Source organism: Alphaproteobacteria bacterium, from assembly GCA_040905865.1.
GTDB lineage: Bacteria > Pseudomonadota > Alphaproteobacteria > UBA8366.
The window spans coordinates 1-17,644 of sequence record JBBDQU010000071.1 but is presented as its reverse complement, the minus strand read 5'-3'; the positions used below and the strand labels follow the sequence as shown (position 1 = coordinate 17,644).

Annotated in this window: 12 protein-coding genes and 5 pseudogenes; 10 read left to right on the top strand and 7 right to left on the bottom strand. The window is 61.4% G+C overall.

What is annotated here, in order from left to right; all coding sequences use genetic code 11:
• Positions 1-61: 61 nt before the first annotated feature.
• Positions 62-832, bottom strand: a complete 771-nt coding sequence (locus tag WD767_15840) for a hypothetical protein (GenBank protein MEX2617560.1) — start codon at positions 830-832, stop codon at positions 62-64.
• A 140-nt stretch (positions 833-972) separates the two neighbouring features.
• Here WD767_15840 and WD767_15835 point away from each other — a divergent pair, with 140 nt between their 5' ends.
• From WD767_15835 to WD767_15825, 3 genes are all read left to right on the top strand, one after another.
• The gene (locus tag WD767_15835; GenBank protein MEX2617559.1) at positions 973-2,376 is read left to right on the top strand and encodes a HAMP domain-containing sensor histidine kinase; all 1,404 of its coding nucleotides are present in this window, start codon (positions 973-975) and stop codon (positions 2,374-2,376) included.
• Between the two features lie 70 nt (positions 2,377-2,446).
• Positions 2,447-3,115 (top strand): response regulator transcription factor, encoded by a 669-nt coding sequence (locus WD767_15830; GenBank protein ID MEX2617558.1) that lies wholly within the window; start codon positions 2,447-2,449, stop codon positions 3,113-3,115.
• A gap of 115 nt (positions 3,116-3,230) precedes the next feature.
• Positions 3,231-5,888 (top strand): hypothetical protein, encoded by a 2,658-nt coding sequence (locus WD767_15825; GenBank protein ID MEX2617557.1) that lies wholly within the window; start codon positions 3,231-3,233, stop codon positions 5,886-5,888.
• An 82-nt stretch (positions 5,889-5,970) separates the two neighbouring features.
• Here the strand turns inward: WD767_15825 and WD767_15820 are convergent.
• Positions 5,971-6,167: pseudogene (locus WD767_15820) on the bottom strand (IS6 family transposase).
• Between the two features lie 107 nt (positions 6,168-6,274).
• Here WD767_15820 and WD767_15815 point away from each other — a divergent pair.
• Positions 6,275-6,502 (top strand): annotated as a pseudogene (locus tag WD767_15815) (IS6 family transposase).
• A 519-nt stretch (positions 6,503-7,021) separates the two neighbouring features.
• Here WD767_15815 and WD767_15810 read toward each other — a convergent pair.
• Positions 7,022-7,111 (bottom strand): annotated as a pseudogene (locus WD767_15810) (IS6 family transposase).
• 105 nt (positions 7,112-7,216) lie between these two features.
• Positions 7,217-7,900 (bottom strand): helix-turn-helix domain-containing protein, encoded by a 684-nt coding sequence (locus WD767_15805; GenBank protein ID MEX2617556.1) that lies wholly within the window; start codon positions 7,898-7,900, stop codon positions 7,217-7,219.
• Between the two features lie 560 nt (positions 7,901-8,460).
• On the opposite strand from WD767_15805, the gene WD767_15800 reads away from it, so the two are divergent.
• The gene (locus tag WD767_15800) at positions 8,461-9,030 is read left to right on the top strand and encodes a homocysteine S-methyltransferase family protein (protein ID MEX2617555.1); all 570 of its coding nucleotides are present in this window, start codon (positions 8,461-8,463) and stop codon (positions 9,028-9,030) included.
• A gap of 31 nt (positions 9,031-9,061) precedes the next feature.
• Positions 9,062-9,439, top strand: a pseudogene (locus WD767_15795) (winged helix-turn-helix transcriptional regulator).
• Positions 9,440-9,648: 209 nt separating this feature from the next.
• Here WD767_15795 and WD767_15790 read toward each other — a convergent pair.
• A pseudogene (locus tag WD767_15790) lies at positions 9,649-10,346 on the bottom strand (IS6 family transposase).
• A gap of 160 nt (positions 10,347-10,506) precedes the next feature.
• On the opposite strand from WD767_15790, the gene WD767_15785 reads away from it, so the two are divergent.
• From WD767_15785 to WD767_15770, 4 genes are all read left to right on the top strand, one after another.
• Positions 10,507-11,868, top strand: a complete 1,362-nt coding sequence (locus tag WD767_15785; protein MEX2617554.1) for an MmgE/PrpD family protein — start codon at positions 10,507-10,509, stop codon at positions 11,866-11,868.
• 269 nt (positions 11,869-12,137) lie between these two features.
• Complete coding sequence (gene dctP, locus WD767_15780) at positions 12,138-13,133, top strand: TRAP transporter substrate-binding protein DctP (protein MEX2617553.1); 996 nt, start codon at positions 12,138-12,140, stop codon at positions 13,131-13,133.
• A gap of 10 nt (positions 13,134-13,143) precedes the next feature.
• Entirely contained in the window at positions 13,144-13,710 is a 567-nt protein-coding gene (locus tag WD767_15775) for a TRAP transporter small permease (GenBank protein ID MEX2617552.1), read from the top strand.
• On the top strand, positions 13,697-14,989 hold the full coding sequence (locus WD767_15770; GenBank protein ID MEX2617551.1) for a TRAP transporter large permease subunit: 1,293 nt from the start codon (positions 13,697-13,699) through the stop codon (positions 14,987-14,989). The genes WD767_15775 and WD767_15770 overlap by 14 nt, the downstream gene beginning before the upstream one ends.
• 33 nt (positions 14,990-15,022) lie before the next feature.
• Here WD767_15770 and WD767_15765 read toward each other — a convergent pair whose 3' ends face one another.
• Both WD767_15765 and WD767_15760 read right to left on the bottom strand, forming a co-directional pair.
• The gene (locus WD767_15765) at positions 15,023-16,102 is read right to left on the bottom strand and encodes a hypothetical protein (protein MEX2617550.1); all 1,080 of its coding nucleotides are present in this window, start codon (positions 16,100-16,102) and stop codon (positions 15,023-15,025) included.
• A 326-nt stretch (positions 16,103-16,428) separates the two neighbouring features.
• Positions 16,429-17,280 (bottom strand): TauD/TfdA family dioxygenase, encoded by an 852-nt coding sequence (locus tag WD767_15760; protein ID MEX2617549.1) that lies wholly within the window; start codon positions 17,278-17,280, stop codon positions 16,429-16,431.
• Between the last annotated feature and the right edge of the window lie 364 nt (positions 17,281-17,644).

Genomic DNA, 17,644 nt, shown 5'->3' with positions numbered 1-17,644 from the left:
AGTCTGGCACCTCCGGTCTCCTCGGTCAGGCCCGAATGGACAACCTATTGAAAGCGCGCATCTAATCCATGCAGATGACGTCGCCGGTCGTGGGATCGATACCGTAATTCTGGCAGTCGGCCAGCGGATTGCCGGCGACGGGCGGCTGCGTGTCGTATCCCGGCGGTGGTGCACCGTAACCAGGTGGGGGAGAAGGATGTGCTGCCGGCGGTGGCGCGCCATATTCGGGTGGCGGTGCCCCGTATCCGGGCGGGGGGGAAGGCTGTGCGGTCGGCGGCGGTGTATAGGCGTTCCCCGTCATAGCGGTGATTTCCGTGCCCAGCGCGTCGGGGAAGGCCGGTTCTCGCCGGATTAAATCGTAGCCGACAGGCCCCAGCATGCCCTGCACGGTGACCTTGATGTTTCCATCAGGTTTCAACTGGAAGCTGGCGGGCCCCTGCAGCGGCAGGTCATCGGCGACGAATTGCCCGGCGCTGGCGGTGCGGCGGACGTTCTGCAGCACGACCATGTCCGGCTGCACTTTCAGGACAAAGAGGTGGAGCCATGGATCAACCGCATAGGCGCGGCCGTTTTCGATGCGGATCCGTTTGCCGATGGTGGATACCATCCAGACGCCGTCAATCGGCAGGGGGTCGGTTTCCGGCACGCTGTATTTGTCCGGCAGGAAGGCGGGGATCTGCGGGACGCCCGCGCTGCTGGCGGCGCCGCCGAGCAGGTCCAGCACGTTCTGCGCCGACGCCGGGTCGGTGGGCGCCGCTACGACCGTAAGCGCCAGCAGCGCGCCGACGCCTGTCCGCGCCGCATGGGTCTTCAATGTCCAGAAACCGTTCATTGCGCGCCCTGTCCTTTCTTTTTCTCCATGTAGCCCCAGCATACCGCGTGGATGAAGCCACCTTAACGGCATCGCGCCGCAGGGTGAACGGGTATTGATACCCATTTTCGCCGGGAGCCTCGGGCGCTAGGTTCGAGACCATGATGACACAATCCCTGTATGACGTGCTGCTGGCGCCCGGCTCCCCGGTCGGGTCTGCCGTATTCTTCACGGCCGGTTCAATGCTGATCGCCGGTTTCCTGTTGATGTGCACGCTGATGCGGAACCGGATCGGCATCTGTTACGGCCTGCTCTTTGCGGCGATGCTGCTGCTGGGCTGGCTCATGGAAGGCGGGCTTGCCGGTATAGGTCTCGCCATCGGAACGGAACGGTCGCTGGTGCTGACCGTCGCCCATATGGCCATCGCCTTCGGCTTTTTCACGGCAGAGCGCGGCATAGATCCGGGCCGGCAGATGCCGCGGATCCGGCGTATCCTGCAGGGGATGGCGCTGCTGTCGCTCGCGATGATCCTGCCCGCCTGGCTGGCGCCATACGGATTCACGGTCCTGGCGGTCAACGCGCTGTTCGCGGCGATGTTCGCCAGCCATATCATCCCGACCGTGACCTGGCGCCGGGCCGATGGCAGCCCGTTCCGCCTGCCCGCGATAATCGCCCTGGCGCTGATGGTGGCGCTGGGCGCGGTACTTATCCTGGGCGGCGGGACCAGTCCGTTCCGGCTGCTCTTTGCGCTGGTCGTGGTGCCGGCCATCGGCGCGATCGGGACGGCGGTGATCGATATGCGCCGGTCGCGCGATGCGGCGATGGCGGCGGCACTGGCGGCCGCGCGCAAGGAAGCGGCGACCGGCGCCGCCCTGCTGGAGATGGAGCGCGAATACGCGAACGCCCGCGAGACGGCGGCGCGGCGAACGCGCCAGATTTCCACAGCCTCGCACGATATCCGCCAGCCCCTTGCCGCCCTGCGCGCGGAACTGGACGGGCTGCACGGCGCCATCGCGCCGGACAACGCCGAACGGCTGGACCGTATCCTCGACCATTTCGATGTGCTGACCGCGGAACTCGCCCGTTCCGGCCGGGGCGGGGAATCCCTGTCGGATACGGTGGCGGAAACCGTTCCGGCGGGACTGCTGTTATCCATGCTGGAACGGATGTTTGGCGCGGAGGCGCGCGCGCGGGGGATCGACCTGCGATTCGTCGCCAGCACGGCGCGGTTCCACGCGCCGGCAATGGTGCTGATGCGGATTGCGTCCAACCTGGTGTCTAACGCCATCGCGCATTCGGGGGCGCGGCGGATTCTCGTTGGCGTTCGCCCGCGTGCGATGGACCTGCGGCTGGTCGTGGCCGATGACGGTCAGGGGTTCCCCGGCGGCAACGTGGAGGCGGCCATGACGGCGGGTGCGAAGGGCGCGGAATCCGGGGGTGACGGGCTTGGTCTGTCCATTGTCGGCGAACTTGCGGCGGAAAACGGTCTGGAATTGTGTTCCCGCAGTATCGCCGGGCAAGGCACGGGCTTCGCCGTTCTGGCGCCGCGCGCGCCGGGCGAGTGACGTTTCTGCTGCGGGGCGGTTTTCAAATGCGGCTTATTCCGGTATTTCACAGGGCATGGATGCGCATGGAATGCTGGCCGCGAAAGGGCCGGACGACCGCTTTACCGTCGTGATCGCGGATGATCATGAAATCGTCCGCGCGGGGCTGCGCGTGGCGCTGGAAACGCCGGGTGTCGTGGAGGATACGGGGCTGCATGTCGTGGCCGAGGCCGGCGACGGCTTCGAGACCCTGGCCGTCGTAAAGCAGCACCGACCGGATCTGCTGCTGCTCGACCTGACCATGCCGCTGTCAGGCGGGGCGGAGGTATTCAACGAAATCCGCCGGTGGAGCCCGGCAACGAAGACCGTCGTGTTTTCCTCAGTCATGGCGGGCGGAGTCCTGGGCCAGCTTGTCGAGGCCGGCGTTGACGGCATGTTCGCCAAGGGCGGGCCGAACGGGCTGCTGTATGAAAAGCTGCCGCTGATCCTGCGCGGCGGAAAGTTCATTGCACCGGAATGTCTCGATCTCATCCGCGGGCAGCCCGAGGCCGCGACATTGACGCGGCGCGAGCGGCAGACGCTGCACATGGTGCTGCGTGGACGGACAACGAAGGAGATCGCCGAAGCCCAGGGCATCAGCCCGCGCACCGCGGAAAAACACCGGGCCAGCCTGATGGCGAAGCTGGACGTGCGGTCGGTGGCGGAACTGATGGCGCGGGCGCTGCGGGACGGGTTGCTGGACGATGCGGGGGCAGTATGAACAGGTAACGGCGTGGTCCGGGGCGATTGGGTAACGCTACCCATTTCCCCGACAGCTGGTTTTTGCGAAAGTTACGGTCTGGCCGCTGGTTGAATTGGCGTGAAGGGGAAATGGCATGCAGCACGGACGGACGATATTCGGATTACTGATCAAGACGTTGTTCCTGTGTCTCGTTCTGACGGTGATGTCGCCCGGCGTGGCGGATGCCAAACTGCCAAAAAAAAGCGAATGCAGCGCCGAAGGGCAACCGCCTTGTCCGGTCATATACAAGGGGCGGATCTGTGACGAAGGCCTTGGAAAATTTGGCAATACCTGCCGGAAGTGCGGCGAAAATGGCGAGCGCGCCTGCCCGAAATCGGCGAAGGGGAAACCCTGCTTTACCGGCATTAAAATCGACGGGCGGTGTTACGCCAGTTGCGGCGGCGGCGGCGAGAAGGCCTGCCCGAAGATCAAGAGCGGATACCCCTGCAAGGGCAGTTATGAGCCGGACAGTAACGGCTATTGCAGATCATGCGGCGGCGACGGGCAAAAGGCCTGCCGGGCGCTGAAGGCGGGCAAGCAATGCGACAGCGGCCTGACGAAGATCGACGGCTCCTGTCACCGCTGCGGCGGTCGGGGTGAAAAGGCCTGCCCGGTATTGAAGGCGGGCAAGCAATGCGAGGGCGACCTGGTGAATATCGGCGGGGTCTGCAACCCGTGCGGCGCTCGCGGTCAACCGGCCTGCCCCGTGCTGAAGTCCGGCAAGCAGTGCGACAGCAATTTGACAAAAATCAACGGCACCTGCCAGTCCTGCGGCGGTCCGAACGAATGGGCCTGTCCGAAGATCGCCAGCGGCTATCCCTGCCGCGGCAGTTATGAGCCCGACAATGGCGGCCGTTGCCGGCCCTGCGGCGGTAACGGGCAACCGGCTTGCCGGGCGCTGAAGGCGGGCGCGCAATGCACCGGTGACCTCAAGAAAATCGACGGCATCTGCCAGTATTGCGGCGGCCCGGACCAGAAGGCCTGCCCGAAACTCGTCGCGGGCTTCCCGTGTCGGGGCAGTTTTGAACCGGACAATAACGGTTATTGCAAGCCCTGTGGCGGCGTTGGCGAGACCGCCTGCCGCGTGCTCAAGGCCGGCCGGCAATGCGAGGTGGGCTCGACCGGGCGCGGCGGCGTATGCGTCAGCTGCGGCGGCGAGGGGCAGCGCGCCTGCAAGATCACCGATAAGGGCAAGCCCTGCGAGGACGGTCTGAAGCGGGGTCTGAACGGTATCTGCAAGATTACGCCGGCGGGCGCGACGAAGCGGGCGGCGCTGGCGCAACTCGGGATTATTGGCCGTTACATTCCAGAGATGATCGGCGCGGCGTTCAAGGTAAACGGCAGCAGCGGCATCAACCAGCAGGTCGAGGCGGGCACGCTGGACGCCGAGGAAGCGGTGCCGGTGGAAAAATGCCCGGGAGCGTTCAGGGCGATGACGGCGGGCGGCGGCGGCGAAATCGGATTTATCTTCAATGTCGAGGGTGAAGGCGGCTGGGCCTGGAACTGCGCTTCAGGCGCGGACAGGGACGTCAAGATGTACTCCGCCAGCAGCGTCAATTTTCGTCTGGGCGGCGGCGCCACGGTTGCGGGAACGCTCGGATTCTGGGTCGATGATTCCAACAACCTGCGCGGCAAGTCGCATGGTTATGTTGCCGATATATTCGATCTGCTGGGTACGGCCCAGGCCGTGAAGGGCAAGGACGTCTCCAAAATGACCAAGGGCCTGACGGACGGGATCAAGGGCATAAAGGAACACGGGCTGTCGGGCGTACCCTGGGAAGTATCGCTCGGCATGTGGTTCGAGCGCCGCGACGAGGACGGCGACGGCGACGACGATGAAGTCGGACGATTCCTTGGCTTTACCGTAGCGCTCGGCAAGTCACTGGGGCTGGATGTCGGCGGCGCCTATATCAAGGCGAAGACGTCACAGGTCTGCGACGACGAGATGAAATGCACCGAGGGTACCTGGGAAGGCAGGGTCGGCGGTGGCAACGGGACGATCTATATTGCAAGCGAGCGGGAACTTTCGCTGATGGCCAGCATCAATGACGGGCCGTTGGAAGAGTTCACCCGCAGGAACAAACGCAAACGCGATTTCACGAACAGCAACGAGGACCGCATCCGGTTCCGCAAGAACTACACCCAGCTGCGCTACAGGCCGAAGGACGGTGCGGAAACCCGGCTGCTTCCGGTTGTCCCGGCATCGATTGAGGGGGCCTGGATCGGGGCATTCGAGGACGGCGGCGACCCGGTCGGACTGATCATCCAGGGCCAGGGCGAGGAAACGCTGCAGGTCAGCGTCAACAACGGTGAACCGAAAACCTATACAAGGGGGCGGGTCTTCCGGCGAAGCTACAGCCACGGGAGCGGTGGCAACAAGGAAACCCTGAAATTCCGGAAGAATTTCAAGCTCCTGAAGTTCGAGGATTTCGAAGGTAACGAGGCCGAACTGATACCGGGCAATCCCGATGACGTGCCGACGGGACCGGTTGGCGGGACGGCCGCTATCGCGGCGCTGGGGGTGTGGGACTTCACGGTCAACGGCAATGCGCTGGCGGACGAGTTCATCGAACAGACGGGCAGTTTCCTCGTGGTGCGTCGCGAAGGCACCGAAATTGAACGTCGCTATGACAAGACCGGTGACAACGAATACAGCACCGAATTCGGCGGAACATTCCGTTTCGTCAGCGAAACCAGGGCGCTGTGGGTCAGCCCGGACCGGAAAACCGTCTTCCAGCTTAACCGCCGCTAGCAGGCTGCTGAAGAAGTAGGGTGCATTTTGGTGCTGTCAGAGCAATGCGAACCAGTCGCCGAATTTGCGAGCGATGCCGTCATTATGCCGCGAGTTGCCGCCATTCGGCCAGCACAGCGGAACGGCCGTGCTTATAGGTTTGCGGGGAATGAGGTGGCGTTCGAGGTTGAAGTGGTTGTGGATCGAGGCGTGCGCTGAAGCAAATTTCTGCAGAGTCTTGATATCCCGGAACCGGGCCATGGCGCCCTCCCGTCGTCGGAAGGGCCTATGCGGGCTTTGTCAGACCAAATCGGCTTGAGACTTGGATGGTTGTCGCGTAGCGTCGGCCGATGACAAATCCGTTCCGCTAATTCAACAGGTCGCCCGAGGTAATCCGCCTTACGGTCATGACGTACATCCGCTATCCGCTCTCGCTTCGTCAGGTCGAGGACTTCCTGTTCGAGCGTGGGATCGACATCTGCCACGAGACGGTGCGTTTCTGGTGAAATCGGTTTGGTCCGATGTTCGCCGCCGAGATCCGGGGGCGTCGCGTTGACCACCGGTTATTTTCGAACTGGCGCTGGCATCTGGATGAGGTTTTCGTGCGCATCAATGGCGAGATGCATTACCTCTGGCCCGGCCGATCCCCACTATTGTTATTTTTTAATCATATGAGGGTAATCGACTTTCCATTCAAGGTAGTATTTTAGCAAAACCACACGAATCCGCAGTGCTTCGTCAAAGCGGTTAACCCAAGGCTGATTCATGGACAATTAGCCTTATAGATTAAACTTAGTGCCAGCTGTTGATGCGCTTTTGCCTTTTAGAGAAAAGAGTACCGTTCCTCTGCTTTTTTCGCTTCGCTCCGAAGTCTTCGGGTTTTTCGCGCTCACATAGAGCCAAAAGACCAGATGGAAACGATTCTAGCGGCGCAAATGGCCGCCGTACATATGGCCACGATGACCTTCGCTCGGCGCCTACCCTCAGGTTACCTGTTCCACGTTGACCACCTGCGTTTCTCACGTCGTGTTGAGTAACTGCTGGGAAACTGGGATATCTTCCTCAATGTGCTCAATGTCGAGACGCAAGATGGTGCAACAGGGGCGATAGCCGGGCGCGCGGGACGCTCCTGATTACCTGTCTCGGCGTCCTTGCCGCAATGACAGCGGATAGCGGATGTACAGCATCACCGTCAGGCGGATCACCTCGGGTGAGCTGTTGAAATTACGGAATGGATTCTTCATCCCCCGAGGCTACGGACCACTCTTCCCCGTATCAACCCCGTTTGCTTTGACAAAGCCCGTCTCAATAGTGCCAAAACCGGACGTCGACGTTGTATTTTCTAAAATCTAACTCACTGCAGCGAAGCTGCATTTCACCAGCCATTTGTCGATCGTTTTGGCGAGACGCAGGTCACCGCTTAGAAAAACTCTGTCGTTGGAGATTTCAGATTGCCAAGATGAATACCCCATCCATACGGATGCAAACGCTCTTGAATCGGCTTCGACGAACAAATCAATATCGAACCCCGGGTCGATAACGCAGAGATCCACGGCCATTCCGGGCCTTGCGATCAACCAATAGGTTGCTTTGTTTTCCCTCAAATCGGTGAAATGAAAACGAACGACTACGCGGCACTCTGGAAACGCCGTGGTATCGATCTTTCGCCGCAGGTTCCACATCAGATAATCCGGCTTCAATTCGTCCAAGGCGACCTCCGCCTCGATGTTCTGGTATGCCCATTTGCCTAGCAGCCTAAGTGCTGGCTCAAGCTCGATCCCCATAGGGGTGCGCACGTAGTCGACGGTACCTTTTGACGTGTCCTCCAGCCTCTCGATCAGCTTGTGTCTTTCCATTTCTTTAAAACGCTTTGATAGAAGAGTCGGAGAAATTCCCGGGACACCCCGCCGGATGTCGTTGAAGCGAGTCGCGCCGGCGGCCATTTCCAACAGTATCAAAAGGGTCCAGCGCGGTTCGATGATCTCGCAGGCCATGGCAAGCGGACAAAATAGACCGTAGCTCTTGATTGACATTACTTGTTCCTCCTCAGCCTGATGCTAGACCAGATTTCCCCAACGTCCCAGTCCATAAACTGTACCGGGACCGCTACAGTCCGGTCACTGGCTGTGGCCGGCAGCAGCGGCTGTGATGCCAGAGCGGAAAGGTTATTTGGTGCGGAAGCGATACATAACCGCCGCCCTTTCCTTCGGACAACAATTTCGGGAGAAAACGATGCCTAGGTTTCGCAACAGTTTGCCTCAGATGTCGGATGACATTTTTCTTACAGACGCCGGAATCGAAACAGACCTGATTTTCAACCATGGAGTCGAGATCCGTGAGTTTGCAGCTCATACGTTGTTGCCAGACGCGAGAGGACGAGAGGCCCTGACGCACTACTTTGATCGATTCCTATCGCTCGCCCGGACGCGTAATGTCGGCTTTATCCTCGACAGTCAGACTTGGAAAGCCCACATGCATTGGGCTCGCGATCTGGATGAGAGTGAGGACGAGTTGCGCAGCGCGAACCGGGACGCAATCGAGTTCATCGCCGGAATCCGTGAAAATTTCCCGGACATAACCAAAACTCAACGGCGTGATCGGCCCGCGAGACGATGCTTACACGCCAGAAGCGGCCGTCGCCGCCGACGAGGCCGAAGCCTATCACGCCAGGCAGGTCAACTGGCTCGCGGATACCGAAGTCGACATGGTCACAGCGCTCACCTTCACGCAGTCGAACGAAGCGATCGGCCTCGTCCGTGCCGCCAGCGCCGTCGGTCTGCCGGCCGTCGTGTCGTTCACCGTGGAGACGGACGGCCGCCTGCCTACGGGCCAGCCGCTGGGCGAGGCGATAGAGCAGGTCGACGAAGAATCTCAGTCGGGTGCCGCATACTTCATGATCAACTGCGCTCATCCGGACCACTTCATGCCCGTGCTGAAGAACGGCGATTGGGCGCGGCGTATCCGCGGTATTCGCTGCAATGCCTCCCGAAAAAGCCATGCCGAACTGGACGAATCAGAGACGCTGGATCGTGGCAACCCAGAAGAGCTCGGTGCCCAATACAAAGCAATCAGAGCGAAAATGCCATGGCTCAATGTCTTCGGCGGTTGTTGTGGTTCGGACGTCCACCATATAACGCAAGTCGCCGACGCGCTCGAATTGTAGGGCAACCAATTGCGCATTTGTCTCGGGTCGGCTCCGTGAATTGGAGGCCAGTGGTGTGGTGATGCACATGCCAGGCATGCGTGGGACATCAGGAGCATACCGTCTCACACCTGCTGGTGAGGCTCTCGCTTCTGTGGTTCGGTCTATGGCGATTTGGGGACAAGAGTGGATCGATGAAGAGCCGTCACTCGAAAACATCGATGTGCGGTTCTTGATGTGGGATATCCGGCGCAATGTGACGCCCGCCGATTTCTTGCCTGATCCATTCACGGTGCGCTTTGATTTTGCCGACGCGCCTGATGGTCTGACGGAGCATTGGTTGGTCTTTGAGAGGGGGAAGTTGATCTCTGCTATTTCGACCCCGGACACGAGGTTGACGTCCACCTTGAAACCGATCTTCGCACAATGACCCGCGTCTGGATGGGATGGTACGATCTCGACGCCGCATTGTCCTCGGAGAGCATCGTGCTGACCGGGAAAAAGGCCTATCTGTCCAGGGCGAGAGACTGGCTCGGCTTGAGCGGGCTTTCGTCTATCTCAAAACGGCCTCGCGATCTGCGGGCCGGTGCTGACACGTTAAGTCGATTTTCCTGACGACGACCCTCCTGTTTCAGTGGATCAGGCAGCGACCGTCGCAACTTCCCACGCCCGGTCAGCCTGAGCGCGCAGGATCCGGAGATTTGGCCGGGAGATCAGATGGGGCTGGATATTGAAGATGTTGTAGACGGCGGCATGGCTGGCGAGGAATCGTCGGGCTGAGCCCTGCGATTTGAATTTCTGCTGCTTTCGCTCCCGGCGCCGGATAACCATGTGAGCGTATTCAGCCCGGTTGTTCTCGCGCATTCCGCCGGCCGATGGCGGTCCGACAGCCCCGGATCCAGGGCCGCGGCCCGATACGATGCCAGCTTGTCCGTGGTGATCGTCTCTGGGTCAACCCTCTGGTTCTTCAGGAGTCTCCGCAAAAGCTTCAACGCCGCGGCCTTGTTGCGACGCTTCTGGACCAGGGCATCCAGCACTTCGCCCTCGTCGTCTACCGCCCGCCAGAGATACATTCGTCGATCGGCAATCTTCACCACCATCTCATCCAAATGCCAGCGGCCGGTCGGCGGACCACGGCGCCGGCGAAGATTGGCCGCGATCCGCGGGTCAAACTTGTTGACCCAGCAACGAACCGCCTCGCGGCGCACCTCAATGCCGCGTTGCGCCAGCAGTTCCTCGACATCCCGGGTGCCCGGGGCGAACAGAAAATATAGCCAGACTGCATGCCGGATCACGTCCGGCGGAAACCTGTGACGATTTAATGAAATCGGCCGCATGGTCCCTCCTAGATCGGCCGCATCCTGCGACCTCAAACCGGAGACAAGTTAGCGTTAACCTGCCAGCATCAGCTATCGACTTAACGTGTCAAAGCCTCACATTGTCTTCTTGGCGGAACGAAGATCATCTGCCAGCATGATGGGACGACAAGGAGGATATGTGTCGACTATAAACGAAATTCTGGCTGATTGGGCGTCGGGTCTGTCGCTGGATCAGGTGCCGGAGGCAGTTGTGCAATCGACGGTGTGGCGAGTGTTGGACATCGTTGGCGCCATGCTTGCCGGTCGCGACATGGCATTGGTCGACCATCTGTGCGACGCTTATCCGGCAGATCCGTCCGGCGTACAGGCAGTCGGTCTTGCCAGCCTTCACACACCGGAAGACGCCGCGCTGCTCATGGCAACGATGGGTTGTGTGATGGAGTTTGACGACAGTCATGTCGCAACCGGCATCCATGCCAGCACGCCGGTCGTCGCGACAGCGCTGTCTCTCGGTGCACAGCATAGTGTCGATGGACGGCGATTAATCGAGGCGGTGTTGGTCGGCAACGAACTCTCCTGCCGTCTTGGCCTGGCGGCACCAGGAGTATTTCACCATCGCGGCCTGCATCCAACGGCGATGGTTGCCGCATTCGGCTGCACCTACGCGGCGGCCAAGATCGCCGGGGCGACGGCGACCGAACTCAAGAACGCGATCGGCATCGCGGGCAGTATGGCGGCCGGCATCATGGCGTCGTGGGAGGATGGGACTGATGCGAAGACGCTGCATACGGGTTTGGCGGCCCGCGCCGCGCTCCAGGCTCTGCACCTGGCTCGTCACCATGTCACTGGACCGGCATCGGTCTTTGAGGGCCGGTTCGGATTTTTTCAGTCGCATGTCCAGGCGGACCCGGTCGACTTTAACGCGATCACTGACAGGCTGGGTGACCGCTGGGAAGTTCTGAACATTGCCTCTCGGCCCTTCCCGTGCGGGCACTATATCCAACCCTATATCGACGCGGCGCTCGAACTACAGCAAAGCGAGGACCTTCGGCTCGATCAGATCGTATCGATTGAATGCCCAATGCCCGGCTACATGATTCCTCCGGTTTGCGAACCACGGGACGAGAAGCTGCGGCCGACAACACCCTGGCATGCGCGGTACAGCTTGCCGCATTGCATCTCGGAAGCTCTGTCGACAGGCGGGCTCGACAAGCATAGCTTCGATCCAGCGGCCCTCGCTGACGGCCGCTTTGCCGGCTTGGCTGCCAAGGTTTACGGAGTAACCGCAGAAACTAATGAGCCGCGGACTCAATGGAGTGGCGAGGTGCATGTTACCTCGCGCGACGGTACGAAGCGGCGCCATCGCATCGATCATCTGCGCGGAACGCCGCATAATCCGATGAATGAAGCCGATATGATCGAAAAATTCCGCCGCAATGCGGATGGTATTTTAACGCCTGCAGGGATTGATCACGTGGTGAACGCGCTGTTGGCCGTGGAGAAAAATAATAATATCGCCGCGTTACTGGAGACGCTTTGACCCTTAGCACCCTCGGCGTGGGGTTGTCATGCGCGATCCGGCCGCATTAGAGTTGCTACTGGTACGCCGTTTCTGGCGCATTAGTCTTGGGAGGACGGACCGATGGCACCGCATCTGTATTTGCACCGCAATATATGGGAATCGCGCGTAAATTGCGGCCCGCGCCGGTAATGCGGCGCGCCGCGCTGCGGCGGCCGAAGCCTCAATGGTCTGTATTTCCATCGCGGTGCTGAATCCCACACGCAAAATGCCTTAAAGGGAGAAGAAGAATGAAGCAGAGCAATTTCATCAGGGCAGCCGCCTTTTGCGCGGCCACGGTTTTCGCCATAACGGCCCAGGCCGAAACCAAGTGGCAAGGCTATACTTACACGCCGAAAATCGGCGTTCCCGAATATGATTTCCTTGTCCATATCGCCGACAAGGCGAAGGAGGCAACCAAGGGCGAGCTCGTAATCGAGGTGGTTCCCGCAGGCGCGCTGCCCATCAAGGGCAACGACGTCGCCAACGCCATTGCCGACAACATCATCCAGTTCGCGGCGGCGACCAGCGGCACCGTATCGCTGGTGCCGGTCTACGGCGTGTCGCGGTTCCCGATGCTGTTCCCGGACGAGAATATCCTGCGCAGCGGGCTGAAGAACACGCTGCAGCCGATCATCGACGCGGAGCTGTACAAAAAGGACGTAGTCGATTTGTGCATGTGGTGGTACCCGGCGCATTCGATCTGGACCGTCGACAAGAAGGTTGAGAAGCTGTCCGACCTAAACGGTATGAAGATACGCGTGACCTCGCCCCAGCAGGGCGCGTTCATCCAGCAGTTCGGCGCCATCCCCGTGACTATCGCCACCGCAGAAGTTGCGCCGGCGCTGCAGCAGGGACTTGTTGAGGGCGCCATCACCTCCGGAGCAGGGGCGCGGCTGTGGATCGAGAACATCAAGTTCAACTACCACCTGCTGCTGAACTACGGGACGTCGTTCGTCGTCGCGAACCGCGAGGCCTTCGAGGATTTGTCGGACGACCACCAGAAGGCGCTGCGCGGCATCGCCCAGGAGCAGTGCAACTGGGTGACCGAGACGCTGGCTTCGCAGGAAGCCGGGCTGATGGACAAGTTCCAGAAGGACGGGCTGGTCGTCACGCAGCCTGACGCGGCCGCGCGCAAGCTTGGCTTCGAGAAGGCGCAGATCGTGTGGGAGGAAGAAGCCGCGAAGATGGGCGCCGTGGGGCAGGACGCCCTCGCGAAGCTGAAGCCCGCGGCGATGCGCAACTAGGCCGCGCGCCTTGGACGCAAGAGTGTCACCGCTGGACCGGTTCGACCGGTTCCTGGGAAGGGTGAGCCGTGTCGGGCTGTGGGTGAGCGCGCTCATCGCTATCGCCATTGTGGGCGTCGTCTCACTGGAGGTGGTGCTGCGTACCTTCTTTGGTACGACCCTGTTCGTCGTGGAGGAATTTGTCGGCTACCTGATGGCCGCCTTCACGATGTTCGGCTTGGCGCACGCCCTGCGCTCGGACAACATCCTGCGGGTCGAGGTGGTGTTCGGCCGCCTCGGCCCCCGGGCGCAGGCCCGGTGTATTCTGCTGTGCCATGCAGTGTCGCTGGTTTTCATGGTCATTCTGGAGCACCAGCTGATCCGGCTGGTCTATACCTCGCACCGGCGGGAGATCGTCTCGGTAACGCTGATGAGCTTCCCGGTGTGGATCCCACAGTCGCTGATTGCGCTGGGCGGGGCGCTGCTACTGGTATCGCTAGCCAACGAGACGCTGCAGCATGCCCGCCGCCCCGGCAGGCGCTGGGAATTGCGCGACGCGGAACAATCCGGCGGAGGCCGACACTATGTGGGCCATTGAACTTTCCATCGCGGGCCTCGTCGTCCTCGCCCTGATGCTGACGGGGATGTGGATCCCCTTCGCCGTCGGCATCGCGGGCCTCATTATCATCTGGCTGGAGGCAGGCACCAACGGCTTCCGGGCGCTTGGTCTGATCTCGTGGAGCACGCTCAGCAGCTTTACCCTTACGGCGCTGCCACTGTTCATCCTGATGGCGGAAATCCTGTCCAATGCCGGGCTGGGATCGCGCTTTTATAACGGCACCGCGTTGCTGGTGCGGCGGTTGCCTGGCGGGCTGCTGCAGACGAATATCCTCGGGTCAGCTCTGTTCGCATCGATCTGCGGGTCCAGCGCCGCAACCGCAGCGACCATCGGCACCGTCGCCCTGCCGCAGCTTGACGCCCGCGGCTATGACCCGAAGCTGAGCTGCGGTTCGCTGGCGGCCGGCGGCACGCTGGGCATCCTGATCCCACCCAGCCTCACCATGATCATCTACGGCACGATCACCGAGGTTTCCATTGCCAAACTGTTCATGGCCGGGGTGCTGCCGGGGGCATTGCTGGCGGGGCTGTTCTCAGTTTATGTCGGGGCACGGGCGGTGATTTCGCCGCAGATCGCCCCGCGCGAGGATACGCCGGCAGACCCTGCGGAAATCCGCCGCGCGCTCTTCGATCTGGTACCCTTCCTCGGCCTGATATTCATGGTGCTGGGAACGATCTATTTCGGCATCGCCACGCCGACGGAATCGGCCGCGCTGGGTTGCGTGCTCGCCTTTGCGATCGCCGCCGTGTCCGGTGGGCTGAGCCGCGCCGTGCTGATGCGGGCATTGCAGCGTACCGTGGAAACAAGCGCGACGCTGCTGTTCATCATCCTGGGCGCCTTCTTCTTCGGCTACGGAATCGAACTGGGCGGCATCGGCACATCGCTGGTGGAATTCATTTCCGGGCTGGGCTTCGATGCGTTCACGTTCCTGCTGATCCTGATGGGAGTGTACATCATCCTTGGCTGTTTCCTGGACGGCGCGGGGATGATCGTCCTGACCGTGCCGCTACTGCTGCCGGTACTGGAAGCCTTGCAGGTCGACCTTGTCTGGTTCGGGATATTCGTCGTCGTGATGCTGGAGATGGGCATGCTGACGCCGCCCTTCGGCCTGAACCTGTTCGTGGTTCAGGGCATCTCGCGCTGGGGGCTCGGCATCATCGTGGCGGGCACGGTGCCCTTCGTGTTGATCATGATGGGCTTCATGGTGCTGCTGATGATCTTCCCCGAAGTAGCGCTGTGGCTGCCGTCCCGCATGTGAGACGGCAGCCGGTACCGGGAGTCTGTGTCGGTATCAGTAGCAGGCCACGGCGTAGACGTCGTGAACGCCGTCGGGCAGCGGGTGGTCCTGCCAGGTGGCGCCGCTGTCCTCCGTACCGATAACCTGACCCATGCGCGTCACGCTGTACAGCCCGCCGGGATTTGTCGGATGTGCCGCGAGCGACATGATAGTGCTGTCCGCCTCGACGTCATGGTCGATCCGCTTCCAGGTCTGTGCGACGTCGTCACTGCGGTACAGCGATCCCGCGGTGCTGAACGCCGCCTTTGACAACGCGGCGTAAAATACCTTTGGGTCGTGCGGCGACACGATCACGTCGCGGCAATAGGTCAGCGGCGAGTATTCCCCCACCGCAATATCGTTCCAGTGCGCCCCCTGGTCGTCGCTGCGGAAGATGCCCATGCGGATGCCCAGGAAGGCGGCGTCCGGCGCCGCGGCGCTGATCGCCATGGCATGGGTATCGAGCATGCCCTCGCAGACGCCGCAATGCCGGCCGCCCACGTTGCTCTGCAGGTGGGGAAGCTGCGCCAGTTCCATCAGATGACCGGAAACGTCCGTCCAGGTCTCGCCGCCATCGGTGCTGTGTAGTGCGCCGCTGACTTCCAGCCCGACATAGACCTCGTCGGGTTTCGCGGGATTGAACGTGATGCAGATCGTCCGCGTGTCGAAGCCCTTGCGTTCGCAATGGGCCGGCGATACGACCTGCGGCAGGTGCTGCCAGGAGGCGCCGCCGTCGGTACTGCGGTACACGGCCACCGGCGCGGCGCCGCAATAGACGATATTCGGCCGGGTTGGATGCACTTCTAGAGCCCAGATGATCGCGCCCTTATGTGGGAAGGCTGGCTTCTGCCAAGTCTCGCCACCGTCGGTGCTCCGGTAAGGTCCGTCCTGGGTGCCCACGAATAGACACTTCGGGTCGGTCGGGTGCTGTGCAATGCAGCGCACTTCCGCCCCCTCCGGAAGGCCGCCGCCCACCGCTTCCCAGGTCGCCGCGCCCGGCCGAAGCCGGTACAGCCCGCCTTGATAGCGCCCCGCATTCTTTCCCTCGCCCTTTCCCGCGCCGGCAAAGACCGTGCTCTTGTTGCTTTCTGCCACTGGTTCCCTCCTGAGACCGTTTTTGTTGGTAGATGAAACTCTTCGCTTCCATAGCGGCGCGGTCAACCCCCAGGCGGGAGGATAGTGATATCGAATGCAGTTGAGATTTTCTACCGAGGTCCGTAGCGCAAAGCGGTAGTCAGAGCAGCCTGACGAGGAACGCCCGCTATCCGACGAAGGAGCCGCCCGCAAGGCTCGCACGCTGCCAGCGACAGGGGGTCCGGGCATCGAACTGGACCCCGATTATCGAAACGATCGACGGCATCGCGGCGCGGCACGAGGAAGACCGCGGCGGCGGAATAGGAGAGCGTCCACAACGAGGCGTCCTATGCCGCGATTACCGCATCCCCCTTGATCGTCACCCGCTGCATGTAGCGCCGGAATCCGTGATAGTCGTTCACCGCGCGGTGGTTGACGCATCGATTGTCCCAGAACGCGATGGAGCCTACTTCCCATCGGAAGCGGCACGTGAATTCAGGCCGCCCCATATGCCAGGTCAGGTAGTTGCGGATCGGCGCGCTTTCCTCGTCGCGCATCCCTGCAAGACCCCGCGTCGTACCGCCGTAGGAGAAATACAGGCTGGTGCGCCCCGTTTCAGGATGGCGGCGAAACAGCGGGTGCTCCACGGTCGGGATATCGTCCGCCTTGAAACCCTGCTGCAGCGCCCGGTTGCGCGCCCGTTCGAACGGGTATTTGTTCAGCGTCTTCACACCAGCCAGCATCGCCTTCATCCCCGCGGACAGCGCGTCATAGGCCATATACATGTTGGAAAACATGGTGTCCCCGCCATAGGGCGGAGCTTCCTTGGCGTAAAGGATCGTGCCCAGAGCAGGCTCTGCCGTGAACATCTGGTCGCTGTGCCAATTGTCGCCAATGGCCATGCGTTCGTCGGGCTCCTTGATCAACTCCCACACGCCGGGAGCGCCGGGCAGCGAAGGCTGGTGCGGATGCACATGGATATCGCCCCAAAGCTCAGCGAAATTCAGAAGCTGCTGCGGTGTCAGGTCCTGGTCGCGGAAGAAGATGACGCCATATTCCAACAGGACGCGGTTACAGAATTCATATACTTCCGGCGTCAGGTTTCCCGCCAAATCGATATTCAGGATCTCCGCCCCGCAGGCCCCCGCCAGCGGCCGGATTTCGACGTTTTCAAAAGATGTATGACTCTTCCCGTCCATAACGATCCCTTCCATCGCCTTTGGCAACCACCATACGGCATGTCTCATTGCTCGAACGGAAGCACTCCATCGGCTCCAGAGTCAACTTTCGGGCGGCAGGCGCTTATAGTTATTGTCAGGTTAAAATAGCGGAACGGAATTTTCATCCGCCGAGGCTATGGGACGGGCAGAGACGGCTCAAGCCATTTTGCTCTGACATTGCCGACGAAGCCGCAGCGCATTGCGGCGATGGCGGCTTCAGAGCCAAGGTCACCGCGGCACGCAGCTAACGGACAGGCAAGCGTAACCGCGGCGGAGTTCGCCAGCGGATACGGGTTGACGGCTGTCAGGCCGCAGGGTCATCCTCTCCTGCCGTGCGCGACTT

Bases quoted from the DNA above. Each gene is read 5' to 3' on its own strand.
- WD767_15840 (MEX2617560.1), bottom strand. From the start codon at position 832: ATGAACGGTTTCTGGACATTGAAGACCCATGCGGCGCGGACAGGCGTC.
- WD767_15835 (MEX2617559.1), top strand. From the start codon at position 973: ATGATGACACAATCCCTGTATGACGTGCTGCTGGCGCCCGGCTCCCCG.
- WD767_15830 (MEX2617558.1), top strand. From the start codon at position 2,447: ATGCTGGCCGCGAAAGGGCCGGACGACCGCTTTACCGTCGTGATCGCG.
- WD767_15825 (MEX2617557.1), top strand. From the start codon at position 3,231: ATGCAGCACGGACGGACGATATTCGGATTACTGATCAAGACGTTGTTC.
- WD767_15805 (MEX2617556.1), bottom strand. From the start codon at position 7,900: ATGTCAATCAAGAGCTACGGTCTATTTTGTCCGCTTGCCATGGCCTGC.
- dctP (MEX2617553.1), top strand. From the start codon at position 12,138: ATGAAGCAGAGCAATTTCATCAGGGCAGCCGCCTTTTGCGCGGCCACG.
- WD767_15770 (MEX2617551.1), top strand. From the start codon at position 13,697: ATGTGGGCCATTGAACTTTCCATCGCGGGCCTCGTCGTCCTCGCCCTG.
- WD767_15760 (MEX2617549.1), bottom strand. From the start codon at position 17,280: ATGGACGGGAAGAGTCATACATCTTTTGAAAACGTCGAAATCCGGCCG.